The organism is Brevibacillus sp. SIMBA_040, from assembly GCF_046535075.1.
Classification (GTDB): Bacteria; Bacillota; Bacilli; order Brevibacillales; family Brevibacillaceae; genus Brevibacillus.
This window is the reverse complement of the sequence record NZ_JAWRXI010000020.1, coordinates 56,533-82,044: the sequence shown is the minus strand read 5'-3', so window position 1 is coordinate 82,044 and position 25,512 is coordinate 56,533. Positions and strand designations below refer to the sequence as shown.

Below are 25,512 nucleotides of genomic sequence, written 5' to 3'. Positions count from 1 at the left end.
CTGCATGTGACACTTGCTATCTTGTGAAATGAACCTTATCATAGATAAGTAAAGTCTATAATCGAGGTGTCTTATGAAGTTTTCACAGGCAACCGACAATGCGCTCCATGTGATGCTGTATCTCGTAATGGAAGCGCCAGACAAGCCCGTAAGTGTGCAGATATTAGCAGAGAAGCTGAGGGTTTCCCAGACCTATTTGTCCAAAATGCTGACCAAGCTGGTCAAGGCAGGGCTTATCCATTCTGTATCCGGTGCAAATGGCGGATATAGACTCAAGCGCAACTATGAGGAGATTTCCTTTTTGGATGTCATTCATGCGATCGAAGGCACGACCTCTCTATTTGAGTGTAGCTTCAATCATGGGCAAGAGTGCCTGATTCAACAGGTTGTGATGGATGCCGAGCGACAAATGGAGCAGGCTCTAAAGAACAAGACGATTTATGAGCTGGCGAAACAAATGAAAGGCGTTTAAAGAAAAGCAGTGGAGCACCCACTGCTTTTTTATTCCCATCAAAAGTATTTCTTTTTCCAAAAGATCAGGCTTGTAACCAGTGCGGACACAAGCGAGAGCAGCATGATAATGGAAAACGCATGTTTATCATTTTGCAAAGGTAATTCCACGTTCATTCCGTATATACTCGCGATCATGGTAGGCAGAGCGAGTACAATCGTAATGGCAGTCAATATTTTGACAACATGATTGACATTGTTTGAAATCACCGATGCAAAGGCATTCATCATCGAGCTCATGATGGAGCTGTATACCTCCGTCATGGCGATCGCCTGTCTTGTTTCGATCATGACGTCCTCCAATAGCTCCTTGTCTTCCTCATATATTTTCAGGTAGCTGCCATTGAACAGCTTCTCCAGCAAAATGTTATTTTTGGTCAGTGCTGTCGTAAAATAAACCAGACTTTTTTCAATTTCCAATAAGGAAAAAAGCTCTTTGTTTCGGACTGATTTGTGGAGGGCTTCCTCCATTTTTTCCCGTCTCTGGTTAATTTGCTTCAGGTACTGCAAATAGTAAAAGGCCATCCGATAAAGAATCTGAAGGACAAACCTTGTTTTCATAAACGTGTGGAAATGCTTGACGCGGCCAAAGACAAAATCTTCAAGAATGGGAGTATTTGTGAGGCAAATCGTGATGAAGCAATCGTTCTGGATGGCGATTCCGAGTGGGATCGTACGTATTTTATCATCTGAGCTGAGGACCGGGATCTCTACGATGAGCATCGTGCAATCCTCATCTTTTTCTATTCTGGCACGTTCGCCTTCATCAAGAGCATCGCGAAAAAATTCTTGGTCAATCGCAAAAGCATCACAGACGTGCTGGATTTCTGTTTGCGTTGGTTCTGTCAAATGAACCCAGCAGCCTTTTTCAAAATCAGTTCGTGCTACGAGCTCTCCAAACTCGTTGCTGCGATAAATGTTTAGCATCATATTCACCCTGCCTTTACTAAAAAGTAGGGAAAGGTGCGCTAAGCTGCATTATCGGCGGTGGCTACCGCATTCCAAGCAGCGGCGAGCTCCTTTCCTGTTCAAAATCTTATTTACGTGACATGATCGACTACTGAAAGCAGCTCACCTCCCTGGAATCAACAAAAAAGGCTTCCCGTCTGCAGGGAAGCCTGGAAATGCCAATAAAAAAGTGCATAGAAAAAACAACACACTTAAAAAAAGCACTACCTACACGCTTCCCCAAGTTGAGTTTTGGCACATGACAACGTAGAGCAATCAATCATGCTCAGCCACCTTAAGTAAAGCCTTAATCCGGCAATCCCTGTTCTACCCATTGGCGTCTTTCGACATTTCCGGGCAGTGGCCTGTGTTCATCATGGAGCCTCACCTAACGGGAACGGTTCCATATCATTTTGGCAATCGTTGTATCTACCGCAGTATATGGGCCGCAATCCTGGTTTGTCAATACTTTTCAAAAACCCAAACCTTTCCGCTTCTGCCGACATACAGTAGAAAGAAGCCGTAAATGAGGAGGGGCTGGACCTGAGCGGAGACTTTGTTGCTGATTTGCTGGGCAAGCTAAGCAAGAAAACCGGGCGTGAATGGACGCTAAACGATATTATGAAGCTGGCTGAGAAAATGCCCAAGGGCGGAGGAAATATTGACTCCGTACTCAATGAGCTGTCGGATATGGGACTTGATGTGCCTGAGGAAACCAAGGAAAAGGTCAAGGACCATATGAAAAGTGGGAAGTCCCTGACAATGGATGATATCGGAAAATTGATGCCAACAGATGTAAAAGCGAAAACCAGTAAGACGAGGACCAAAAAACCGACTAGAGCTGTTGGAAAAAGCAAGCATCTGTCATTGGCTGAGCGTGTAAAAAAATTATCTGGAAAAGGCAAGAAAAAGCGTTAGTCCACACATAGGGATTGTAAAGTGCAGTCGCGAGTGCCAAACAGGCATGGGCGGCTGCGCTTGTTTTGTACATAGGAAATTCGCCTAAGGAAGGGTCTAATTAACTAAGATGAAAACCTTGATAGAAGCGTACAATTATGTTTTAATAGGAAGGGAATGTTCGTGTTTACTAAAAGTCAGGAGGTTCTATCCGTGAGTGTGAAAAAAGCGTTGATCAGCGTTTCTGACAAGACTGGATTGATTCCGTTTGCCCGTAGACTGGCAGCTGCCGGAGTAGAAATCATTTCAACCGGAGGTACGGCTTCCCTGTTAAAAGCCGAAGGTGTTCCTGTCATTGGCATATCCGAAGTAACTGGATTTCCGGAAATTTTGGACGGACGCGTCAAAACGCTGCATCCGAATATCCACAGCGGGCTCTTGGCTGTACGTGATAATGAAGCTCATCAGAAGCAATTACAAGAGCTGAACATCGAAACCATTGATCTGGTCGTCGTGAATTTGTATCCTTTTAAAGAAACGATTGCAAAACCAGATGTGACATACGAAGATGCTATTGAGAATATTGATATCGGTGGGCCGACTATGCTGCGTTCTGCCGCTAAAAACCATGCTTTTGTCAGTGTTGTTGTAGATGCTGCTGACTATGACAAGGTTGCGGAGGAAATCGAAGGGAGCGGTGATACCACTCTGGATACCCGTCGCAAGCTGGCTGCAAAAGTATTCCGTCACACTGCAGCGTATGATGCTTTGATCTCTCGTTACCTCAGCGAAGAGGTGGGCGAGCTGCTGCCAGAGAGCTACACAGTGACCTATGAAAAGGCTCAAGACCTGCGTTATGGTGAAAATCCGCATCAGCGTGCTGCTTTTTACCGTGAGCCGTTGGCGAGCAGCCTCAGCATCGGTTATTCTGAGCAGCTGCATGGAAAAGAATTATCCTATAATAATATTAACGATGCTGATGCAGCTTTGGCGATTGTACGTGAATTCGATCAGCCTGCTGTAGTTGCGATCAAGCACTCCAACCCATGTGGTGTAGGAATTGGCAGCGATATTCGCCAAGCTTACCAAAAGGCGTACGAAGCAGATCCTGTTTCCATTTTCGGTGGAATCGTAGCAGCCAATCGCTCGATTGACCGCGAAACGGCTCTGGCTATGAAAGAAATTTTCCTGGAAATCATCATCGCTCCTGATTTTACCGAAGGGGCGCTCGCTGTACTCACTGAGAAGAAGAACCTGCGTCTGTTGCGCACTCCGGCACTGAATGAGCCAGACAAAAAAGCGGACAATCGGTTCCGGGTCGCTCCAGTAGCAGGTGGGGCTCTGGTTCAAGATTTTGACTACAAGCAATTGGAAGAGAGCGAAATTCAAGTGGTCACAGACCGCAAGCCAACAGAAGAAGAGCTGGCTCAGCTTACATTTGCCTGGAAAGTAGTCAAGCACGTCAAGTCCAATGCCATTTTGCTGGCAAAGGACAACATGACGATTGGTGTTGGCGCGGGGCAGATGAACCGAGTGGGTGCAGCCAAGATCGCCATTGAGCAGGCTGGGGCGGGGGTGGTTGGCTCTGTACTGGCTTCCGATGCCTTTTTCCCGATGGGCGATACAGTAGAAGCGGCTGCACAAGCAGGTATCACAGCGATTATTCAACCTGGCGGCTCTATCCGCGACCAAGAGTCTATCGATGCGTGCAATCGTGCTGGAATTGCCATGATCTTTACTGGTACTCGTCATTTTAAACACTAATCCCTCTCCCACAGGAGGAGCATACACGATGAATATATTAGTCATTGGCGGCGGCGGTCGTGAGCATACGATTGCCTGGAAGCTGTTGCAAAGCCCGAAGGTAAAAAAGGTATACTGTGCGCCTGGAAATGGCGGTATCGCTGGTGTGGCACAAAATGTACCGATTGGCGTCAACGATTTTGCTGCACTTGCTCAGTTTGCCAAGGATGAAGGGATTGACCTGACTGTGGTCGGTCCCGAAGATCCTTTGCTTGGCGGGATCGTGGACTTCTTTGAGGAGCGCAATCTGCCAATCTATGGACCGAACGGAAAAGCGGCGTTGATTGAAGGAAGCAAATCCTTTGCGAAAAGCTTGATGAAACGCTACAATATCCCGACCTCAGAGTACGAATCGTTCCTTGATTATGAATCTGCGATTGCGTATGTTCGTGAAAAAGGAGCACCGATTGTCGTCAAAGCTGACGGACTCGCTGCGGGCAAAGGCGTTGTAGTAGCAGAGACGCTTCAGGAAGCAGAGGAAGCACTTCGTCAAATCATGCAGGATCATGTATTTGGTGAAGCGGGAGCACGTGTCGTCATCGAAGAGTGCATGCGCGGTGAAGAGCTGTCACTGCTCGCTTTTGTCGATGGGGAAACGGTGAAGCCGATGATTACTTCCCAAGACCATAAACGAATTTTTAACGATGATCTCGGACCGAATACGGGTGGCATGGGAACCTATGCACCTGTTCCGCACATGTCTGACGCACTGGTTGATGAGGTCGTGGAAACGATCGTGAAGCCAATGGCGAAAGGGATGGCAACTGATGGGATTCCGTTCAAAGGCATTCTGTATACAGGTCTCATGATCACGGAGCAAGGTCCAAAGGTAGTGGAGTTTAACGCACGCTTTGGCGATCCGGAAACACAAGTCATCCTGCCGCTGCTGGAAACCGATTTGGTGGATATTTTCGTTGCGACGATCAAAGGTGAGCTGGATGCAGTGGATGTTACCTGGAAAAAAGGCAGCGCTGTTTGTGTCGTGATGGCAGCTCCCGGCTATCCAGGTGAGTATCCAAAAGGTCAAGTCATTCAAGGCTTGGATAACGTACGAAATGGCGTTACCGTGTTTCATGCGGGGACAAAAGAGTCAGATGAAGGAATCGTCACCAGTGGTGGACGCGTGCTGGGCGTTGTGGCTACAGGTGAGAACCTGTCAAAAGCACGTGAAGCGGCTTATGCTGCTGTAGAGGGAATCTCCTTTGAGGGTGCTCAGTACCGCACAGATATCGCGGCAAAAGCGATGAAGCATCAACAATAAGGAAGCTTTTCTTACGTTAATGAAAATACCCAGGCAGCGAAATAGCTGACCTGGGTATTTTTGAATCCTATAGACTGGCGTTTTCCGTAGCTACAGCAGCTTTTTTCTCTTTAGCTCCTACCAGCTGCGACAGGAAGTAAATGACGAGGAACAAGAGCATGCTGAGAGCTGACCAACGGTACATTACCGAGTAGTTTGAATGAGTAGCAAGGACGCCGAGAAGCATGGAGCCTACAGCGATCCCTAAATCGATCGAGTTGAAAAACACGCCATTAGCCATACCACGCTGCTCTGGAGCCACCTGCTTAACCATCCAGGCCTGGATCGACGGCTGGATCGTGCCGTATCCCAAGCCATAGAAGAAGGCAGAAACGAGCAAAATAGACTGCGTATGAGCAAGTGACAGGATAAGCAGGCTGATACCAACGAAAATCGCGCCAGGTGGCAAGACAGCCATGTGACCTTTGCGATCAAACAGCTTTCCGGAAAACGGTCGAATCAAGACCATCGCGATGGCATTGCACAAGAAGAAGGCACCGACGTTTGCTAGATGAGCTTCTTTTCCATACAGAGCCAAAAAGCTGAGTACACCGCCATAGGTAATCGACAGACAAAAATTCAACGTGGCAGGCAAGAGCAGCTTCCGATCAAAGAAACGTCCGAGACCCTTTGGTGCAGGTGAAGCTGTTTTTTGCGGAGGCGCTGTTGGCCTGCTGTATGCACGTATGAGCTGCATCAACGGAAAAATAAGTGCGATCAAAAGAACGACAGTAAAGAGCATGTAACCGAATCCGAACGTATTTAAAATCGTAAGGCCGATCATAGGACCGAGCGCCATAGCCAGACTGGTGGACAAGCCGAAATAGCCCATCCCTTCGCCAATTCGTTTGTTCGGAATCACGTTAGAAACAATAGTGGGGAAGGTAGTGCTTCCCATTCCAAAGCCGACCCCAACAAGCATGCGCATCAATAAGAAAAAGGCGATACCGCCCGCCAAATAATACCCCGCAGTTGCAAGTGAGACAAAGCATAAAGCAATGATGGCAAGCATTTTGCTGCTTCTCGTTTTCAGTGCTTCCCCTGTAAAAATCCTGGCAACGACAGCGGCAATACAAAACAGGCTGATAACGAGGCTGACGACAAAATCATCTGCTTGAAACGCCTCTTTGACGTATGCCGGAAAGGTCGGGGTCTGCATCTGAATCGTACTGAACAAGATCAAATTGCAAACAGTTAAAAGGACGAAATCCTTCGTCCATAGTTTCTCTCTAGCCTCTCCCAATGATGTCACTCCTACTCTTTTGTATGACTGTTTATGTTTGTGTTGATTCGCAAAAGAATGTCCTTTAAGAATTCCAACTGTTCAGACGGTATGTCCCCCAATATTTCGGAGACAGCAACCGCTTCAACCGGGATTGCTTTTTCTACCCATTCCCGTCCTGCTGGAGTCAAAGTAATGAGAAATGCTCGCCGGTCTTGCGGACACGACTTTTTTTCAATCCAACCCTTTTTGGCTAAGTTGTCCAGCAAGCGTGTCATCGTTGGCTGATCTTTGGCTGAGCGTAGAGCGAGTTCTTTTTGATTGATGCCATCTTGCTCGCGAAGCCTGAACAACACAGCGAATTGCTCGGTTGTCAGATCGAAGTCACGCAGGTACGTGGAAACATGGTGGATCATTCGCCGATAGGTATTGCCGATCAGAAAGCCAATCGGTTCATCTTTCCATTGGTCAATCAAGGTGTGACCCTTCTTTCATCTAAAAATACTTGCTTTGACAATTATAAGTGAAACAACTAAACGTGTAAATGAAAAAGAAAAATACCGCTTTACTGGCGGTATCTCCCTTTCTTTCTGGTGAGATTGTAGGCGTAGTAGCCCATCACGGCAATGACGCCAATGATGGCAGCGATGACAAAAAAATTGTGGGACAACCATTCGTATAAGGGAGGTCCGACTGTAAGCATGGGTGTAGCCTCCTTAAGAATAAGTAGGATACGTGTTGGATTTTTGCTCGTTCTTTTCTTGGGAGCGATAGGAAATGAATTCGCGTGCGGCTGTCTCTAGTTGCTCGTCTTCAGCAGTCAGCTGCGGCTTAAGGGAAAAGTCGTTGCCGCTTACAGTGGTTGCACTAGTTGTGTTAGTGGTACTGGATTGGGCAGTTGCCGACTGATTCCTTTTGTCTTGGCTCTGCGCTTTATCAGAACTGCCCGTCATGCTCATGGATCGGGTTACCTGATTCATAACAGCTTGAATACCTTTTTGCTTTGCCTTGTCCATTATGTTTTGCATGCCATTCGCTTTGATCGTATTTACACCCATCGCTGAGTACATGGGGCATACTCGTGTAACACCCTCTGCTACTTTCATGGCAGAAAGAGATAGCAATAGCCAAGGCGTGTTATACGGACGACGACTCATTTTGCCGACTCCATATGCCAAGCCAAGCAGGCCGCCAGTAATCCGGATCATCGCATCAGTGGTTCCCACGTTTTTGTGCATACTCATAGCCTCCAGTAGTTTCTTCTTGTGGCTAGTCTGTGGCTATTGTGATGATTGCACCCGTGGAAATTGTTGCTAGCGAGTGCAGGAAAAAGCAGGGGAAGTACCAATGAGCGACGAAGCAGTAAGTACATAATGAATGAGCATTCAGTTGGTCGGACGACGAAATTGATACAGTGAGGAGAGATAAAAACTATGCGCGTAAGACCATTATCGAGCGAAGACCATGTGAATCTGATGAGGGTAAGCAGACGACTAGCACCAGCGAGCCTATGGATTCAAGGTGCAAATGTGTTCAATGTATATACGAAGGAATGGATGCAGGTACATGTTGCCTTGTCAGGAGAACGAATTGCTTATGTAGGTGAAAAAGAACCACTTGTGGATGAGCACACCGAGATCATCGACGCAAGCGAAAAGTATCTGGTTCCGGGCTATATAGAGCCTCATGCCCATCCATTTCAATGGTATAACCCGTATACCTTGGCTGACTTTGCGCTCAAGCACGGAACGACTACACTCGTGTCTGATTCGTTGATGCTGATGAATCTGCCGTTTGAGCAAGTAAAGGAAATTATGGAGTCGTTAGCTGATCACCCAGTCAAACAGTTTTTTTGGGCTCGGCTCGATCCACAGACGGGCAAGGAACATCCGCAATTCACCAAGGAAGGCTTGGCACGTATGCTGGAGCATCCGCTTGTCGTACAGGGAGGAGAGCTTACCAGCTGGTCTGGCTTGCTGTCCGAGGATGAAAAGGTACTGTTCGGCTTAAAGCATGCGCTAGATCTGGGAAAACGCATGGAGGGTCATCATCCAGGTGCTTCGGTTGAAACACTGAATATAGCGTCGGCTGCAGGCATTACAGCGTGCCATGAGGGAATTACCGCAGAGGATTTGCTATCTCGACTCAGGCTGGGTATGTACGCTACGCTACGTCACTCCTCGATTCGTCCGGACTTGCCTGATCTGGTCAAAGGGTGGCTGGAGCTTGGGCAGCCCTGGTCAGGACGAATGATGCTGACCTCGGATGGCAGTACACCTCCGATGCATCGCAATGGTCTTATGGATGGGACGATTCGAGTCGCGATTGAGGCGGGAATGCCTCCAGAGGAAGCGTATGTGATGGCGTCGCTAAATCCGGCTGTTTATTACGGTATGGATGGGGAAATGGGGGGAATTGCTCCTGGACGGCTGGCAGATTTGCTAGTTTTAGCAGATAAATACGAGCCTACCCCTGAGCTTGTTATCGCAAACGGAAAGTGTGCAGCCAAGAATGATACGCTACTCATTCCGACGATTCAGGCGCGCTGGGAAAAGATTCCGTTTCCGCCTGTGGATGATTTTGAGAAGCAAGCGTCAGCCGACTGGTTCCACTTGCGTCCCGAAGCGGGCCAAACACCTGTCCTGCACATGCTGAACGCAGTCATTACCAGACTGGAAATGGCAGAGCTGCCGATTGATGAGAACGGTAATGTCTCAATCGAGCACGATCCACAAATGGCGTATATCGCAAGTATCGACCCGGCGGGAGGTAGACGTACGCAGGCGGTATTGCACGGCTATGGCTCCGACCTGGAAGGCTTGGCGAGCTCTTATACGGCTTCGGAGGACTGGATTGTCATCGGCCGCAATCCCGAAGCGATGAAGCGGGCGCTTGATCGGATGAGAGAGATTGGCGGAGGCGTAGTACTGATCGATGGAGGAGAAATCGTATGTGAATGTCCGTTGCCTTTGGCCGGGAGATTTTCAGACGCTCCTATGGAGGAAGTCATCGAGATGGCAGAGGAGTTGACCCAGAAGCTTCGACAAAAAGGGCATGCTCACCTCGATCCGCTATACTCTATCTTGTTCTTTACGGCTACCCATTTACCGTATGCGCGGCTCACTTCAGAAGGAATTATTGATGTGAAAAGTGGTAAATTATTGGTTCCTTCCCTTCCGTTAGTATAAAAGTTTCATTTCAATAGAAGCGTTTATAAGTAAGGCAATCATTATTTTCATGTGCATGTTGGATATGTATATGAAGATAATATTTTTTTCTCTTGTAAATTTTCCGATTTATTTTACAATAATGATTAAACAAAGATAAAGGGGGATTCCATTCCGCATGACAAAAAGCTCTTACGCAATCATTCAATCTGCGGTATTGGTAGAAAGGGTTGCAAGCAGAAGAACGCTAGAACCGTAACCGTACTAACTAGATAACAGCAAGACCCCTGATCAAAAGTAATTCCGGAGGTCTACATCCAGAAGGCAGAATTCACGTGGAAAAGGATAAAAGTCCTATTTATGTGTGGCAACGGCTTAGGTTCTTCTGATATGATAATATTATCCAATTATTCAATATATTGTTTTCGTGTCTCCTATGTGTATGACACAACTTTACAAGCTGGATGATTGGGGCAGAAGAGTACAACTTAACCGCGAACAAGCCTCTGGAAGACTATTTCCGAAAATGTGTGAACAAAGCAAACATCAACCTCAAAAACATGTACAAACCACCAAAGCACTATTCTTGAAAAACATGATAACCGGTAAGACCAAGTAGAAGCACCTGACATCATAGCACGATTGATCATGCCTCACATACCATAGGGGCGGCACATAGGTGTACGTCCCTTTTCTACGTATAAGAATTTATCAGCAATGCTAATGAATTCTGGAGCGCATGAAAGCTTTTTCGCGAAATTGCGGTCGCATTTTCTATGCAGAGGCCTCACTTCTTACGTAAGTGACCCATGTCCGGTCGTTGTATTAAATGCAGAAAATTTAAACAAGCATTGGAAAGAAATGAGGGATGGGATAAGCATGATGCTAAACATTTTGCCTCAGGTGTTAGTTGACGGATTGATTCTTGGATTCATGTACGCTGTCGTGGCACTAGGCTATACCATGGTTTACGGAATTTTGGAATTTATTAACTTCGCTCATGGAGAAATTTTTATGGTGGGTGCTTTTGTGGGAACTGAGGTTTTATTGATCTCTGACGCCTTGGGAGCACTGGATGGCATGAATCCATTTGTCGCACTTTTCATAACGCTTATTATTTCGATGGTAATTACCGGAGCACTTGGGGTCGGAATTGAGCGGGTGGCGTATCGACCATTGCGGGGCGCACCTCGTCTGGTACCATTGATTTCCGCTATCGGTGTTTCCTTCTTGCTGCAAGATTTGGTCCGTTTTACAGAAGCGCTTGCTCGTAACGAGTTTTATTTGAACACACCGGCACTTTTCACAGGGAACATCCCACTGGGAAGCTGGGCGTCGATCCCAACAAAGGGCTTGGTTGTTATCGTTCTTGCGATTATCATGATGATCGCTCTTACCTTGTTCGTGGGCAAAACCAAGTGGGGAATTGCGATGCGCGCCGTTGCCCAGGATCAAAGCACAGCTTCGCTCATGACAATCAATGTAGACAAAGTCATCATGCTTACTTTTTTGATCGGTTCCAGTCTGGGTGGAGCAACAGGCGTATTGTTCTCGCAGAACTACGGTACGATTGACCCGTATATCGGTTTTATTCTCGGTCTGAAAGCATTTACTGCTGCCGTATTAGGTGGGATCGGTAATCTGCGAGGCGCTATGGTAGGTGGTATTCTGCTCGGAATGCTGGAATCGCTCTCCGGTGCGTTCATGGGACCGCTGACCAACGGAGCGTTTGGTGCCGAGTACAAAGACGTGTTTGCATTCAGTATTCTAATCCTCGTGCTTCTCTTCAAGCCGGAAGGGCTGTTTGGCGAAGCTGTGAAAGAGAAAGTGTAGGTGAATCCAATGGCAAACATGGCATGGAAATCGTTCAAAGGCATTCCACTCGTCGTCACGTTGGTTTGGATCGCTGCTTTTGCTGCAGCGCTGCATTTTATGGACAAATCCGTTACCGCATTTCTCGGTATTCTCTCGTCCATCGTTCTGATCTATTACACCAATGCCTCCAAAACGATAAAAATGATTGTAGGGGCAGCGGTGCTACTCATTATTATTCCGCTGGTAGCCGGGGAAAATCGCTACTACATGGAGGTAGCTTCACAAGTAGGGATTTACGTAGCCATGGCGCTTGGCCTGAATATCGTAGTTGGCTTTGCTGGTCTTCTGGACCTCGGATACGTGGCGTTCTTCGCTGCTGGTGCGTATGCTTATGCGATTTTCTCTACTTCTCAAGCGAACGAGTTCATCGCAGGGAATCTGTTTCCGCTCTCGGGTGACTGGTTCTGGCCGTTCCTGATTGTAGGTCTGATCGTGGCAGCAGTATTTGGGGTATTGCTGGGCTTGCCTGTTTTACGGGTAAAAGGGGACTATCTCGCCATCGTTACGCTTGGCTTCGGTGAGATTATCCGAATTATTTTTAACAACCTGGACAAACCGATCAATATTACAAACGGTCCACAAGGGATTACCCCGATTCCGTCTCCTGAAATTTTTGGGATCAAGATGGGGACGCCGTTTTACTTCTATTTCATCGTTCTGTTCGTAATCGCGTTTATCGTAGTGGCAAACATCCGCTTTGAGCACTCCCGTATGGGCAGAGCCTGGATCGCGGTTCGCGAGGATGAGCTGGCTGCTCAATCGATGGGAATCTCCCTTTTGAATACAAAACTGGCTGCCTTTGCTACGGGCGCATCGTTTGCAGGTGTGGTCGGAGTTATCTTTGCTGCCAAGCAAACCTTTATTGACCCTACTTCATTTACCCTGATGGAATCGATCGGAATTTTGGTCATGGTTATTTTGGGGGGCAGCGGAAGTATTCCCGGTGTTGTTCTCGGTGCCGCCTTTGTTACGATTTTGCAAGTGCAGCTGCTCAAGGAGTTCTCCAACTTCCTGCACAGCTTGCAGCAATCGGGCATCATCAATTTGCCCAACCAGTTAGACCCGTCCAAGTTCCAGCGACTCATCTTCGGGATCATGCTGATTCTTGTGGCGTTGTATCGTCCGAATGGATTGATACCAGCCAAGCGAAAGAAAAATGATCTTGATTCGATTAAGAACAGTCCGTTTACCAAAGAGAAGCTCGGCATTTTGGGCAAGCTCACGGGGGCGTCTTCTGGCAAACAGTCGTAACGGACAGGGAGGGGTATAGCATGGCATTGTTGGAAGCGAAAAATTTAACGAAACGATTTGGTGGACTGGTAGCGAATCAAGACGTTTCGATTGCCATTGAAAAAGGAAGCATTACTGCTGTTATCGGTCCGAACGGGGCTGGGAAGACAACGTTTTTTAATATGATTACCGGATTCTATGAGCCAGATGAGGGCGAGATTCTGCTGAACGGCAAGAGCATCAAAAAGCTGCGCCCGGATCAGATCGCCAGTCGAGGCATTACCCGTACGTTTCAAAATATTCGCCTGTTCAAGCAAATGACGGCTTTGGAAAATGTAATGGTAGGTGTTCACAGCCGTTTGTCTGCGGGACTCGTAGGCATCCTGTTCAATACAAAGCGAGTCCGTCATGAAGAAGAAAAGGCTCGTGTCGAAGCCTATCAGCTCCTAGAGTACGTAGGGATCGAACATATCGCCAATGAAGCGGCAGGGAGCCTGCCGTACGGATTGCAGCGGCGGCTGGAAATTGCCCGGGCGATGGCGACTAATCCACAGATCATTTTGCTGGATGAGCCTGCAGCGGGGATGAACCCACGTGAGACGGTCGAGATGACAGACTTTATCCGCCGCCTGAAAAGAGAGCTGGACCTGACAATTATTTTGATCGAGCATGATATGAAGCTGGTCATGGGCCTCAGCGAGTACATCCACGTATTGGACTATGGACGCAAGATTGCTGAGGGCACACCGGAGCAAATTCGCAACAACCCGAACGTAATTGAGGCGTATCTCGGAAAAAGCGCGTCGGAAGTGTCGTAGGAGGAGGAAGAAATATGGCATTGTTGGAACTGCAAGAGGTTCATACCTATTACGGCGGCATCCACGCATTGAAGGGTTTAAGCATTACGGTGAATCAGGGTGAAGTGGTAACACTGATTGGCTCCAACGGTGCAGGGAAGTCAACCACGCTTAAAACCATCTGTGGACAGACACGTGCCAAGCAAGGGAAGGTCCTATTTAATGGGAAGGACATTACGCAGATGCGTACCCATGATATTGCTAAAGCTGGCATCGCACATGTGCCGGAGGGACGAAGAATTTTTCCAAAGCTGACGGTGCGGGAAAACCTGGAGATGGGAGCCTTCGGAGTTTCGGATAAAAAAGTGATTGAAGAAGGAATAGAACGCGCTTTTGCATATTTTCCTCGTCTAAAGGAACGGATTGAACAAAAGGGCGGTACGATGTCGGGTGGAGAGCAGCAAATGCTTGCGATCGCGCGTGGACTTATGATGAAGCCGCAAATTTTGATGCTCGATGAGCCGTCGATGGGTCTGGCACCGATTTTGGTGGAGCAAATATTTGACATCGTCACCGAGCTGAACAAAGAAGGGATGACGATTCTGCTGGTCGAGCAGAACGCAAACCAAGCGCTTTCCGTTGCTCACCGCGGTTATGTCATTCAAACCGGGGAAATTATTATGAAAGACGATGCACACACGTTGCTGGCGAATCCCCAGGTACGTGAAGCCTATCTCGCATAAGTAATGCATGGCCGATGGAGTGAAAGCTCTATCGGTTTTTCTTTTCTATTGCGAGTCTTCTGCTATGATATAGAGTAGAGAATATTTGCACTTCATTACATCGGCGGATCTTTCTATCACGAACAGGTCAGATGGCACAGGAGGTCCGATATGTTAGATATCAGCCCACGATTTGAAGAGAGTAACGAAGCTCTTTATTTGCAGCTATATCGTTATTTTTGCAACGAGATTAGAAGCAGACGGTTTGTTTCAGGAACGAGGCTGCCATCTGTACGAGCCTTGAGCAGTTTTTTGCATGTGAGTAAAACGACGGTAGAAACGGCATATCATCAGCTTTTGGCAGAAGGCTATATCGAGAGCAGAGAGCGAAGCGGCTTTTATGTGGTGGATATGGACTGGGATGGACCGATGCTGAAGAGAAATCATACAGAGTCATCCGCGCCAGATCTAGAGCTATCATTGGAAGGATCAAACGCTGACTACAGTGCAACACCTATCCAGTATGATTTTCACCAAGCGCGGGTCGATTCAGATCATTTTCCATATGAATTGTGGCGCAAATACAGCAATCAGTGCATGCAGCGAGAAAACAAGAGTGTCCTCTACTATGGTCACTACCAAGGAGAGCCGGAGCTGCGAGAGGAGATTGCCCGTTATTTGAGCCGGGCTCGCGGTGTTCAGGTGACAGCAGAGCAAATTGTGATCGGATCAGGGACGCAGGTGTTGATTTGTATGCTTGGCTTTTTGTTCGGCACACGAGAGCGAGTCGTTGCGATCGAGGAGCCCTGTTATCACGGAGTTCGTACTGTTTTTTCGCAGCTTGGCTTTGAGATCTGTCCGATTAAGCTCGAGGAGGACGGGATTAGTGTAGCGGCGCTAACGGAAAGTGGTGCGCGGATGGTCTACGTGACGCCCTCTCATCAGGACCCATCAGGAATCGTGATGCCCTACGCAAAACGGGTAAAGCTGCTGAAGTGGGCGAATCGGACGCAGAGCTATATCATGGAGGACGATTACGATGGAGAGTTCCGCTACAACGGAAAACCGATTCCTTCTCTGCAAGGCTTGGATACGGAAGGGCGTGTGATTTATTTGGGGACTTTTTCCAAATCGTTGCTGCCCTCTATCCGGATGAGCTACATGGTGCTGCCTTTTGCCCTGCTGCCCAACTATCATGAAAGCCTGGCATCATTTGATCAAACGGCATCACGCATTCATCAGGAGACGCTGGCGCTATTTATAAAAAATGGAGATTGGGAGCGGCACATTCGTAAAATGCGGACACTTTATCGGAAAAAGCATGATGCCCTGCTGCAGCTCCTGCAGGAAGAAATGGGACCATGCATTCGGATCAAGGGACAAGATGCAGGTCTGTCAGTAACCGTTGAGGTAAACAGTGCCTGTACCTCCGATGAGCTGGGGAAAATTGCTGCTTCTGTAGGCGTTCGTGTATATCCAACGGCACACAAGTGGGTGGATCCGACGAAAAAAGAGCTGCCTACCTTTCAATTTGGATTCGGCGGGCAGACAATTGACGCGATGAATACGGGGATACGGTTGCTTCGAGAGGTATGGGAGCCATACATGCGAGCAAATATGGCCAAAAGTCAAAAACATATGCTAGTGTAGGGATTTTTCGGGAGAAGAGAAGGGAGAGCATCAAGGGTGTCACAGTCGTTGTTTATGAATGGAGCAAGACAAATTCTTCCGGTAGCAGCTGCCGGGATTGTCGATGGATTGGTTTTCGGGATTTTGGCCAGACAAGCAGGCTTGGGTGTGACAGAGGCGATGTTGTTCTCCCTGTTAGTAAATGCGGGCTCGTCCCAATTTGCAGCCGTCGGGCTCATTTCCCAGGGGATTGTCGGTTGGCCGATTTTAGTTTCTACGCTTTTGCTCAATGCCAGACATTTATTGTACGGGCTGGGATTGGGACCGAAATTTAGTGGAACGGCACCCTGGAAGCTGTCGCTGATGGCGGGTACGTTAAATGATGAAACATATGCGCTAAAAGCAACTTATCTGGCATCGGGGGAAAAACCGAGTCTTTCGTTTTTTGCAGGAGCAAGCGTTGTCGATTATGTCATCTGGAATGGGAGTACGTTCATCGGTGCCTGGTTCGGGACTGTTTTTACGCAGACAGAAGCGTACGGTCTTGATTTTGCTTTTATCGCTACGTTTCTCGGGTTTCTTGCCGTCAATCTGATCTCATCTTTTCACATAAAGGTTGCCCTCGGTGCTACAGCCGTGGCTTGTATCGGGTATGCCCTGGGCGGAGCAACAGTTGCGGTCATCGCAGGAACCTTGATGGCAGTGGGGATAGGAGCGGTGAGCGGTGAACGATAAAATTCTGTTGTATATCGGATTGATGGCAATCATAACCTATTTGACGAGATTTCCGATGCTAGTAATCAGTTCCCGCTTGGAGATTCCTGCTTGGCTGAAAAGAGGGCTGGCTATGGTGCCAGTCGGAGTATTCAGCTCGATGACGATACCGCCGATTTTGTTTCATGCACCAAACGGATCGTGGAGTCCGGAGTATATGGTAGCCGGAACAGCCGCACTCGCTGTTGGACTTTGGAAGAAGCAAATCGTCTGGGCGTTGCTCGCAGGTGTCGTGGTGATTGCGCTCTGGCGTCAGTTGGCAGCATTTTTTTGACAGGGAGGTTACGTAGATGGATGGAACCGTTCAGCAGGTAGAGGGTGGCAGTGTTGTGCGCTTTGAACGGCATTTGCCTTATACCGTCGATGATGTTTGGGCTTCGCTCACAGAGCCGAAAAAGCTCGTGGAATGGCTGGCGGCAGCAGAAATAGAGCTAACCGAGGGAGGGTGCATTCAGCTTACGTTTACCAATACGGGTGATGTGATGAATGGCAAAGTGATGCAGGTACAAGCTCGCAGCATCTTGGCGTACACGTGGAACAGTGAGGATGCGAATGAATCGGTTGTGCGCTGGGAATTGACGCCTGAAGCAGATGGCTGTCTACTCGTGCTGAATCATATTATCCGTGTGCCAGAGCGGCTTTCTTATATGCTGGCAGGCTGGCATGTGCATCTCGATCTTCTGGAGGAAACCTTGGCTGGTGAGGTAAAGGGCTGGCCATGGTCTCACTGGGAGTCCATGCGAGAAAAATATGCAAAGCAGCTAGGCGAGTAAAAGAAAAAGAAGAACCTCCACTGCATGAAGTGCCCCCTGTCAAGTAGACAGCAAAAAAACAAAAACTTGGACACCAATCAAAAAATCGGTTGGTGTCTTGTTTATGCTGCTGTTGTCTTGAGATGTTCTCTATATTCGATTGGGGTCATACACTTTAATCTTTTTTGATAACGGTGATGATTATAGTAATTGATGTATTCTGAAACGGCCCGTTCTAATTCTTCGTATGTAGTAAATTTATTGAGATAATACATCTCGGACTTTAACATTCCCCAAAAAGACTCCATTGGGCCATTGTCGATGCATCTAGCGACCCTCGACATGCTCTGAATCATTCCGGCATCATCCAGTTTCTTTTTGAATGATTTATTCGTGTATTGAAACCCTCTATCACTATGAAAGATCGGTTTGACATCTGGATATGCCAAGTGAGCAATATCAAAAGTTTTAAACACCAGTGCATTGTTGTTGGAGTACCCCATAACAAAAGAAACGATGCTCTTATCGGACAAGTCTAGAATTGCACTCAAATAAGCCTTCCCTTGAAGGCCATATTTCATCTCTGTTACGTCTGTAAGCCACTTTTCACCGAATCCATCGGATTCGAATTCCCTGTTTAACACATTTTCCGCAGTAATCTCCGGTGTGGTAGGAATATAACTTTTCTTTTTCTTGCGACATACAGATTTTAGTCCAAGGATGCCCATCAGTCTGTAAATGCGTTTGTGGTTGAGTGCAAGATTAAATTCCCGATTCAGTTTGATCGTCATTTGTCGATAGCCGAGGATTCCGTTTCTTTCTTCGTAAGCGTCTTTAATTAATGAGATTATTCCTATGTTGAATATTTCGTTCGTATTTGCTTTCCGATTAAGCCATTTGTAATAAGCAGAACGCTGAACACGGCCGATTTCACAAAGTTGACTGATGGAATATGATTTACTTTCATGAAGATCTTGAATGGTCAAATAAGCCGCTTCGAAGCGTACTTCACTTAGAACGGCCCCCTTTCGAGTTCCTCCAGCTTTTTTAAGAAATCAATCTCCATTTGCTTTCTTCGATTCTCAGCTTGAAGTAGTGAGTTCTGTGCCCTTAGCCTCTCGATTTCGGTCATTTCTTCTTCCAATTTTCGTTTCCCACGTCTGTCCTGAAGTGCATCTATACCTGACTTTAAGTATTTATTTGTCCAAGAATAAACTTGTTGATAGGATACCTGAAATTGCTGTGCGGCCTGAGTATAATCTTGTTGATTTTCTATACAAAACCTTACAATTTCAATTCTTTCTTCGAAAGTAGTCTTTCTTCCATTTGTCATGATAGGCGCTCCTCCTGTGCCGGAAGCTTTTAGCTCTTCATGACTATTATACTTTAGTATCCAGTTACGTAGCTGCTTGGTTGATTTAATGCCGTACCGTTTGCAAAGTTCCATGTAAGAGCCACCGCCTGCTAGATAATCTTGAACAGCGGTTATCTTTAGCTCTTGGGAATAGGCTGCGTTCTTCGAAGTATTGAGCAGTCCAATTGGACCTAGCGATTGATAAGTTTGGAGCCATTGCCTAATAGACGAATTCTTAATACCGAGTGTTTTTGCTAAGCGATTCAGCGTATATTCCCCGCGAAGGATTTGTTCAATAGCCGTAATTTTTACCGGCCCGGATATCTTTGCTCTGTGAGACATAAAAATGCTCCTCCTTACAGGTAGACAGTTTTATTGTTTCAACTGTCTACCCGAAGGGGAGCATATCAGCATCGTCAGAAAAACGATGTGCTGGAGGTTTTTTCATGTCCGCTGATTACGATAAGCGATATCCCAGCTGGATGGACATTTCTCTGACCGTATCGAGTGTTTCTTGTAAAATTTCTTCTTTTTTCGGAAGTACGCGATCAGTCGGCCCGATGACACTGACAGATGCTGTCACCTGCCCGGTGGAATCAAAGATCGGAGCGGCGATTCCTGTTACTCCATTATTGCGTCGATTGGAGCTGATTTCGTAGCCGCGTTCTTTGATCGCCAGAAGGTCCTTTTTGATATCCTCAGTCGAGGTATAGGAATGAGGCGTATAGTTTTTGAGCGGTTCTTCCAAAATTTCGTCTTGAAATGATTCAGGCTGATAGGCGAGCAGTACCCGAGCAGCTGTAGTAGAGTAGAGCGGGAAACGCCGGAAGGACTCGACTGTGAATCGAATCGGGTGTAGTGAGTCTTCTTTTGCTACATAGATTGCGTCCTTGGAGTCTTGCACGCACAATACAGCCAGCTCATTTGTACGGGATACAAGCCTACTTAAAAATGGTTTGGAAAAATCGACGATATCATGGTTTGTCAGTACTTTGGTACCCAATTCAAGCAACGTATAGCCTAGCGTATACTGCTTGTTTTTTTCATTTTGCCGGATGAAGCCCTCCGATTCCAGTGTGGAAAGCAGCTTGTGCACAGCACCTTTGGACAACTGCAGCTTTTTGCTGAGCTCCGTTACCCCTAGCTCCTTTGGAGAATCGAGGAAGATTTTTAACAGCCGACAACTATTTCGAACAGAAGACAATACTTGATCCATGAAAAACGTCTCCTTTTGCGTGCATATGTCCTAATAAAACTAGTCTCGATAGTGGTGCCTTTATCATAAGCTTGTTCTTTAAATTGAGGCAATGATTCTTTTAATATGACTACCTTGAATAGTCAGTTTCTTTATGGTAGTATATCACTATCGTTCTCGAATAGCAAACAGCGTTCTCTATTCGTGAACAACTTAGACAAATCGGGGGTCGATTTACGTGAAGAAAAAGGCATTGTCCGTACTGTCCATTTTCGCTTTAACTGGTTCTCTGCTTGCAGGCTGTGGCTCATCTACAACACAAACACCTGCTCCAGCTCCAGCGCCTGCTGCGGGAAGCACAAATGAAAGCAGCGGAGCACAGGTACAGCTCGAAGACACACTCGTCGTTGCAGGAAACGGTGCGACTGTTGAAAAGCTGATGAAGGACGAGGTTTTCAAAAAGTTTAATGAAAAGTACCCGAACGTAAAGCTTACATATGTTTCCGGGGTTTCGACTGAAATCGTGGCAAAAGTAAAAGCGCAAAAAAACTCTCCACAAATCGACCTGACCATCGTAGAGGGTGGCGAGCAAGAGAAGGGACGTCAAGAGGGCTTGTGGGAAACGGTTTCCGCAGCGGATATCCCGAATATGAAAAACGTACCTGAGGATTTGCGTGTGACGGAGGATAGTGGAGTCGTTGTTAACTTTACGCCGATGGGCATCTCCTACAACAGTGAGCTGGTAAAAGAAAAGGGCTTGCCTGTTCCCCAGTCCTGGAACGATCTGACCAAGCCTGAGGTAAAGGGCAACATCACCATGACAGACGTGGCGAGCAACTTCGGCCGTTCGACCATGATCATGCTTGCGTACTCTAACGGTGGTTCAGAGCGAGTGATTGAACCAGGCTTCGAGAAAATGGCAACGATTGCAGGATACATGCCTACCTTTGCAAAAAGTGCAGCACAGCTTCAACAAAACCTGCAAAGCAAAACAGCTGCCTACACGACTTGGACAATGGCACGCAGCTTGACGCAAAAAGAAGCGGGGCTGCCGCTTGAGTTCGTATTCCCGACCGAGGGCGGAAATATCGTACCGAACGTAGCTACGCTGGTGAAAGATGCCAAGCATCCACATGCTGCAAAAGCGTTCGTCGACTTCCTTTTGACAGATGAAGTACAAACGATGTATGCAACCAAGCTGTACTACAACCCAGCTACTACTGTGAAGCTGCCAGATGATGTAGCCAAAACGCTGGAATTTGACCGCAGTAAAGTCGTGAATTTTGACTATGACGTAATCAGTAAAGAAACATCTGCTTGGCTGGATCGCTTCAATAAAGAAATTGCACCTAAAACAGGAAAGTAGGTATGCACGTGTCCAAGGTGATTGACGTCGAACTACGCGGCATCATGAAAAAATTTCAAAACAATGTCGTGGTTCAAGACTTCAACCTGCAGGTGGAGCAAGGAGAGTTTATCGCTTTTCTCGGCCCATCTGGTTGCGGGAAGACCACGACACTGAACATGATTGCCGGATTTTTGGACCCAGATGGCGGCGATTTGCTGATCAAGGGTCAGCGGATGAACGGGGTACCTCCTTATAAGCGCGAGCTGGGAATGGTGTTTCAGACGTACTCGCTGTTTCCGCATATGACGGTCGCAGAAAATATTGCTTACGGTCTGAAGCTGCGAAAAATAGGTAAGCAGGAGATGCAGGAGCGTGTGAAGCGCGTACTGGAGCTGGTCAAGCTGCCAAATGTTGCCGACCGTTATCCGAAGCAGCTCTCTGGTGGACAACGCCAGCGTATCGCCATAGCGCGTGCGCTGGTGATCGAGCCCTCGCTCTTATTGCTGGACGAGCCACTCAGTAACCTCGACGCGAAACTGCGTGAGGAGCTGCGCGATGAGCTAAAGCGGTTGCATCAGGAAATCGGCGTTACCACGATTTTCGTGACACATGACCAGGAGGAAGCACTGGCACTATCTGATCGGATCGTTGTTTTGAATCACGGCTTTGTCGAGCAGATTGGCACGCCACTGGAGATTTACAATGAGCCTGCTTCTGAATTCGTTCATACCTTTATTGGTAAAACGAATCGGATGGAGGGCGAAGTCATCGGGATTGACGCAGACGGTATGAAGGTGAGAACGACAGGTGGTCTGTTGATCCAGGCAACCAAGCAAGCGCGCGAATTCTCTCTTCAGCAAAAAGTGATTGTGTTTGTGCGACCTGAGAAGATCAAACTGTCAGACGATGGAATGCACACGGGTGCGAACCAAGTAGAAGGGCATTTGCAGCTCGCCTCTTTTTTGGGCTCGTACACAGAATGCGAGGTTGTGGCAGGCAAGCATACGCTCTCTGTCAAAGTCCAAATGTCCGACAAATCAGCAGAACGGGAAGCGGGTACAACGGTTTACTGCAATTGGGATGCAGAAGACGTGCTGATCATGCCTGCTGAGAGGGGATGACGGATGAACAAACGTCTCTCGATCACACTATTGACTGCACCTGCGATGATTGTGCTACTGGGCGTTTTTATTCTGCCGATGCTGCTTATGCTCATGCTCAGCTTCCAGGATGACAATGAAGGATTTACACTAAAAAACTATGCGCTTTTTGTACAAGACTCGTTTTACTTGGAAATTTTGTGGCGGACGATTCGTGTCAGCCTATGGACGGTGCTTGCTACCCTGCTGCTAGGGTTCCCGGTGGCAATGTACATGGCACAGGCGTCTGGAAAAATGCGTGGAATTGTCACGATGTTTATTCTTGCGCCCCATCTGATCAGTGTGGTTATTCGCAACTTTGGCTGGGTGGTTGTGCTTGGGGAAAAGGGCTGGATCAATGAGACACTGATGAAGCTCGGTCTCATCGAGCAACCGCTGCGGCTTTTGTACAACGAACTGGGGGTCGTCATTGGTCTGACGGATTCGTTCATTGCCTACATGGTTTTGGCACTGGCTACGAGCATGTACGCGATTGATCCGTCGTTGTCCAAAGCAGCTTCGATTCTCGGCGCATCGCGTGCCCGCACCTTTTTTACAGTGACGCTACCACTGACCTTGCCAGGCATTATCGCCGGCACTACGCTTGTATTTAGCTTGTCGATGAGTGCGTTTGTCACTCCGGCCCTCATGGGTGGAACATCAGTAAAGGTTATGCCGGTAATCGCCTATGAACAAATTATGGCTACACTAAACTGGCCGCTTGGTGCTGCGCTTGCCTTCCTGCTTTTGGGTAGCACGATACTACTGGTGACACTCTATACGAAACTGATTGAAACGAAGAGGTATAAAGAGGTGTTTGCGTCATGAAAAAGATCAACGTACTCGGACTCATCACATTCTTTGTGCTTATTTTGGTCAATCTGCCGTTTTTGGTCATCATCCCAAGCTCGTTCACGGCTGCTGGGTATCTCGCATTTCCGCCTGAAGGCTTTTCCTTGCAGTGGTACTCGATGATTTTGGAAAGACCAGAGTTTATCGAATCGCTGTGGACCAGTCTCAAGCTGGCAGCCATCACGGCCATCTTGGCTACCTTTCTCGGCACATTGGCAGCCTTTGCCCTGTCAAAATACAAGTTTCGCGGAAGTGGAGTCATTAATGCACTGATGCTCTCACCGCTTACAGTTCCTTCATTGATTATCGGGATTTCAGCGCTGCTGTTCTTTACCCGGATTGGCATCGCAGGAACCTTTACCGGACTATTGCTGGCCCATATTTTGATCTCCATCCCGTACGTTGTGCGGTTGGTGTTGACTGGGCTAAGCACATTCGATTACACGCTCGAAAAAGCGGGTTACATGCTGGGCGCCCATCCGTTGCGGGTGTTCTGGGACATCACGCTACCACTGCTGCGCCCTGCGATTGTGTCAGGAATGATCTTTTCGTTTTTGACCTCGTTTGATAATGTGACGGTTTCCCTCTTTTTGGTGGCGCCGGATACTACCACGCTGCCACTCGCGATCTTTACCTATATGCAGGAGACGTTGGACCCGCTGGTGGCTTCCATCTCTGCGGTCGTTATCCTGCTGAGCCTGGTGTTTATCGTGCTGCTCGAAAAAGTGTACGGACTAGAGCGCCTGTTCGGACTCAATTCACAATCTCATTAAGGAAGAGGCACTATGTCAATTCACACTTATTTGCAAGACAACATGACTCACTTTCTTCAATTACTTGAGGAAGCGGTCAACATGGACTCGCCTTCGCGAGACAAAGCGCTGGGCGACCGGATGGCGGGCTGGTTCGCGCTTCAGTTTCAACGGCTGACAGGTGGAAGGGCAGAGCTGGTCCCGAATGCTACGTATGGCGATCAGGTGCGTTGTACTCTTGGCGAGGGCGATAAGCAAATTCTGATCATCGGTCATTACGATACTGTATGGCTGGAGGGAGAAGCAGCTCGCAGGCCATTTGCCATCCGTGATGGAAAAGCTTTTGGACCGGGCGTCTATGATATGAAAGCAGGCGTACTGCAAGCGATGTTTGCGCTGCGTGCTTTGGTCAAGCAAGGTCGTATGCCTGCTGATAAAAAGATTGTATTGCTATTAAACAGCGACGAAGAGATCGGCAGTCCAACATCCAGACAGCTGGTAGAGGAGGAAGCGGCACGTTCCGTTGCCAGCTTTGTTCTGGAGCCACCGACAGAGCCGATTGGCGCATTGAAGACGTGGCGCAAGGGAAGTGCCCATTTTACACTCGCTGTTCAGGGAATTTCTGCTCACGCTGGTGTGGATCATCAAAAGGGAGTCTCAGCGATTGAAGAGCTGGCTCGGCAGATTCAATTTCTGCACAGCTTGACTGACTACGGCAAAGGAACGACCGTGAATGTCGGCGTGATCAAGGGCGGGATCGGATCAAATGTTGTAGCCGATTATGCCGAGGCCGGGATTGATGTGCGCATCGTTTCCATGGAGGAAGCAGAACGGATCGAAAAAGTGATTCGGGAGCTTACACCGACGCTTAACGGTACGACCATAAACGTGACGGGAGGCATCCGCCGTCCACCGATGGAACGAACAGAAGAGACCGGGACTTTATTTTCGCTAGCCCAATCCATCAGTAAGAATGAGCTAGGAATGGATTTGCAAGAATCAGGTACCGGGGGCGTCAGCGACGGGAATTTTGCCGCCGCATGCGGAATTCCGACGCTGGATGGACTCGGTACAAAGGGTGGCTACGCGCACTCGCCGGAAGAATGGATCGAACTGGGTGAAATACCGATCCGCGCTACTTTATTGGCGCGATTGATCGAAGAAGTATAAAGAGAGAAAAAAAGCACCTGCTGCGATGCGTGTGGTACTTCCATGCATCGTTGCAGGTGCTTTTTCAGTTAAGGTG

At 47.8% G+C, this 25,512-nt stretch carries 25 protein-coding genes, 1 pseudogene and 1 riboswitch; of the genes and pseudogenes, 18 read left to right on the top strand and 8 right to left on the bottom strand.

Going from position 1 to position 25,512, the window contains the following annotated elements; translation table 11 throughout:
• Positions 1 to 73: 73 nt before the first annotated feature.
• Entirely contained in the window at positions 74 to 472 is a 399-nt protein-coding gene (locus SB752_RS26275; protein ID WP_410718424.1) for an RrF2 family transcriptional regulator, read from the top strand.
• Positions 473 to 510: 38 nt separating this feature from the next.
• Here the strand turns inward: SB752_RS26275 and SB752_RS26270 are convergent, their stop codons facing one another.
• Positions 511 to 1,437 carry a magnesium transporter CorA family protein gene (locus SB752_RS26270; protein ID WP_410718457.1) on the bottom strand — a complete coding sequence of 309 codons (927 nt, stop codon included), beginning with the start codon at positions 1,435 to 1,437 and terminating at the stop codon, positions 511 to 513.
• Positions 1,438 to 1,688: 251 nt separating this feature from the next.
• A riboswitch (M-box (ykoK) riboswitch) is annotated at positions 1,689 to 1,861 on the bottom strand.
• Positions 1,862 to 2,025: 164 nt separating this feature from the next.
• Between SB752_RS26270 and SB752_RS26265 the strand changes: the two genes are divergently transcribed.
• The 3 genes from SB752_RS26265 to purD all read left to right on the top strand — a co-directional run bounded on the left by SB752_RS26265 (position 2,026) and on the right by purD (position 5,419).
• Entirely contained in the window at positions 2,026 to 2,376 is a 351-nt protein-coding gene (locus SB752_RS26265; RefSeq protein WP_410718423.1) for a hypothetical protein, read from the top strand.
• A 192-nt stretch (positions 2,377 to 2,568) separates the two neighbouring features.
• The gene (gene purH / locus SB752_RS26260; RefSeq protein ID WP_410718422.1) at positions 2,569 to 4,119 is read left to right on the top strand and encodes a bifunctional phosphoribosylaminoimidazolecarboxamide formyltransferase/IMP cyclohydrolase; all 1,551 of its coding nucleotides are present in this window, start codon (positions 2,569 to 2,571) and stop codon (positions 4,117 to 4,119) included.
• A 28-nt stretch (positions 4,120 to 4,147) separates the two neighbouring features.
• Entirely contained in the window at positions 4,148 to 5,419 is a 1,272-nt protein-coding gene (gene purD / locus SB752_RS26255) for a phosphoribosylamine--glycine ligase (RefSeq protein ID WP_410718421.1), read from the top strand.
• A gap of 67 nt (positions 5,420 to 5,486) precedes the next feature.
• Here the strand turns inward: purD and SB752_RS26250 are convergent, their stop codons facing one another.
• From SB752_RS26250 to SB752_RS26235, 4 genes are all read right to left on the bottom strand, one after another.
• Positions 5,487 to 6,701, bottom strand: coding sequence for an MFS transporter (locus tag SB752_RS26250; protein WP_410718420.1), 1,215 nt, complete (start codon positions 6,699 to 6,701; stop codon positions 5,487 to 5,489).
• Positions 6,702 to 6,712: 11 nt separating this feature from the next.
• On the bottom strand, positions 6,713 to 7,096 hold the full coding sequence (locus SB752_RS26245) for a MarR family winged helix-turn-helix transcriptional regulator (protein ID WP_410718456.1): 384 nt from the start codon (positions 7,094 to 7,096) through the stop codon (positions 6,713 to 6,715).
• 149 nt (positions 7,097 to 7,245) lie between these two features.
• Positions 7,246 to 7,383: an EYxxD motif small membrane protein gene (locus tag SB752_RS26240; protein WP_162839496.1), complete on the bottom strand. Its 138-nt coding sequence runs from the start codon at positions 7,381 to 7,383 to the stop codon at positions 7,246 to 7,248.
• 13 nt (positions 7,384 to 7,396) lie between these two features.
• Positions 7,397 to 7,918: a YgaP family membrane protein gene (locus SB752_RS26235; protein ID WP_410718419.1), complete on the bottom strand. Its 522-nt coding sequence runs from the start codon at positions 7,916 to 7,918 to the stop codon at positions 7,397 to 7,399.
• Positions 7,919 to 8,113: 195 nt separating this feature from the next.
• Here SB752_RS26235 and SB752_RS26230 point away from each other — a divergent pair, with 195 nt between their 5' ends.
• From SB752_RS26230 to SB752_RS26190, 9 genes are all read left to right on the top strand, one after another.
• Positions 8,114 to 9,868 (top strand): adenine deaminase C-terminal domain-containing protein, encoded by a 1,755-nt coding sequence (locus SB752_RS26230; RefSeq protein WP_410718418.1) that lies wholly within the window; start codon positions 8,114 to 8,116, stop codon positions 9,866 to 9,868.
• A gap of 861 nt (positions 9,869 to 10,729) precedes the next feature.
• A complete protein-coding gene (locus SB752_RS26225; RefSeq protein ID WP_410718455.1) occupies positions 10,730 to 11,680 on the top strand; it encodes a branched-chain amino acid ABC transporter permease in 951 nt (316 codons plus the stop codon).
• 9 nt (positions 11,681 to 11,689) lie between these two features.
• On the top strand, positions 11,690 to 12,973 hold the full coding sequence (locus tag SB752_RS26220) for a branched-chain amino acid ABC transporter permease (RefSeq protein WP_410718417.1): 1,284 nt from the start codon (positions 11,690 to 11,692) through the stop codon (positions 12,971 to 12,973).
• A gap of 20 nt (positions 12,974 to 12,993) precedes the next feature.
• Positions 12,994 to 13,770, top strand: a complete 777-nt coding sequence (locus SB752_RS26215; protein WP_410718416.1) for an ABC transporter ATP-binding protein — start codon at positions 12,994 to 12,996, stop codon at positions 13,768 to 13,770.
• A gap of 14 nt (positions 13,771 to 13,784) precedes the next feature.
• Complete coding sequence (locus SB752_RS26210) at positions 13,785 to 14,492, top strand: ABC transporter ATP-binding protein (RefSeq protein ID WP_103108387.1); 708 nt, start codon at positions 13,785 to 13,787, stop codon at positions 14,490 to 14,492.
• Between the two features lie 150 nt (positions 14,493 to 14,642).
• Entirely contained in the window at positions 14,643 to 16,121 is a 1,479-nt protein-coding gene (gene pdxR, locus SB752_RS26205; protein WP_410718415.1) for a MocR-like pyridoxine biosynthesis transcription factor PdxR, read from the top strand.
• Positions 16,122 to 16,157: 36 nt separating this feature from the next.
• Positions 16,158 to 16,835 (top strand): AzlC family ABC transporter permease, encoded by a 678-nt coding sequence (locus SB752_RS26200; RefSeq protein ID WP_410718414.1) that lies wholly within the window; start codon positions 16,158 to 16,160, stop codon positions 16,833 to 16,835.
• Positions 16,825 to 17,148 (top strand): AzlD domain-containing protein, encoded by a 324-nt coding sequence (locus tag SB752_RS26195; RefSeq protein WP_410718413.1) that lies wholly within the window; start codon positions 16,825 to 16,827, stop codon positions 17,146 to 17,148. Before SB752_RS26200 ends, SB752_RS26195 begins: the two co-directional genes overlap by 11 nt.
• A 16-nt stretch (positions 17,149 to 17,164) precedes the next feature.
• Positions 17,165 to 17,647 (top strand): SRPBCC family protein, encoded by a 483-nt coding sequence (locus SB752_RS26190; RefSeq protein ID WP_410718412.1) that lies wholly within the window; start codon positions 17,165 to 17,167, stop codon positions 17,645 to 17,647.
• Between the two features lie 101 nt (positions 17,648 to 17,748).
• Here the strand turns inward: SB752_RS26190 and SB752_RS26185 are convergent.
• From SB752_RS26185 to SB752_RS26175, 3 genes and pseudogenes are all read right to left on the bottom strand, one after another.
• Positions 17,749 to 18,618 (bottom strand): annotated as a pseudogene (locus SB752_RS26185) (IS3 family transposase); the annotation flags it as partial.
• A 20-nt stretch (positions 18,619 to 18,638) separates the two neighbouring features.
• The gene (locus SB752_RS26180) at positions 18,639 to 19,322 is read right to left on the bottom strand and encodes a helix-turn-helix domain-containing protein (RefSeq protein ID WP_410718411.1); all 684 of its coding nucleotides are present in this window, start codon (positions 19,320 to 19,322) and stop codon (positions 18,639 to 18,641) included.
• A gap of 115 nt (positions 19,323 to 19,437) precedes the next feature.
• Entirely contained in the window at positions 19,438 to 20,196 is a 759-nt protein-coding gene (locus SB752_RS26175) for an IclR family transcriptional regulator (protein WP_410718410.1), read from the bottom strand.
• A 217-nt stretch (positions 20,197 to 20,413) separates the two neighbouring features.
• Between SB752_RS26175 and SB752_RS26170 the strand changes: the two genes are divergently transcribed.
• Genes SB752_RS26170 through SB752_RS26150 form a run of 5 tightly spaced genes read left to right on the top strand, consistent with a single transcriptional unit; the run spans position 20,414 to position 25,436 of the window.
• Entirely contained in the window at positions 20,414 to 21,541 is a 1,128-nt protein-coding gene (locus SB752_RS26170) for an ABC transporter substrate-binding protein (protein ID WP_410718409.1), read from the top strand.
• Between the two features lie 8 nt (positions 21,542 to 21,549).
• Entirely contained in the window at positions 21,550 to 22,644 is a 1,095-nt protein-coding gene (locus SB752_RS26165) for an ABC transporter ATP-binding protein (RefSeq protein WP_410718454.1), read from the top strand.
• Between the two features lie 3 nt (positions 22,645 to 22,647).
• The gene (locus tag SB752_RS26160; RefSeq protein WP_410718408.1) at positions 22,648 to 23,490 is read left to right on the top strand and encodes an ABC transporter permease; all 843 of its coding nucleotides are present in this window, start codon (positions 22,648 to 22,650) and stop codon (positions 23,488 to 23,490) included.
• Positions 23,487 to 24,287 (top strand): ABC transporter permease, encoded by an 801-nt coding sequence (locus SB752_RS26155; RefSeq protein WP_103108393.1) that lies wholly within the window; start codon positions 23,487 to 23,489, stop codon positions 24,285 to 24,287. Before SB752_RS26160 ends, SB752_RS26155 begins: the two co-directional genes overlap by 4 nt.
• A 12-nt stretch (positions 24,288 to 24,299) precedes the next feature.
• Complete coding sequence (locus SB752_RS26150) at positions 24,300 to 25,436, top strand: M20 family metallopeptidase (protein ID WP_410718407.1); 1,137 nt, start codon at positions 24,300 to 24,302, stop codon at positions 25,434 to 25,436.
• Positions 25,437 to 25,512 lie beyond the last annotated feature (76 nt).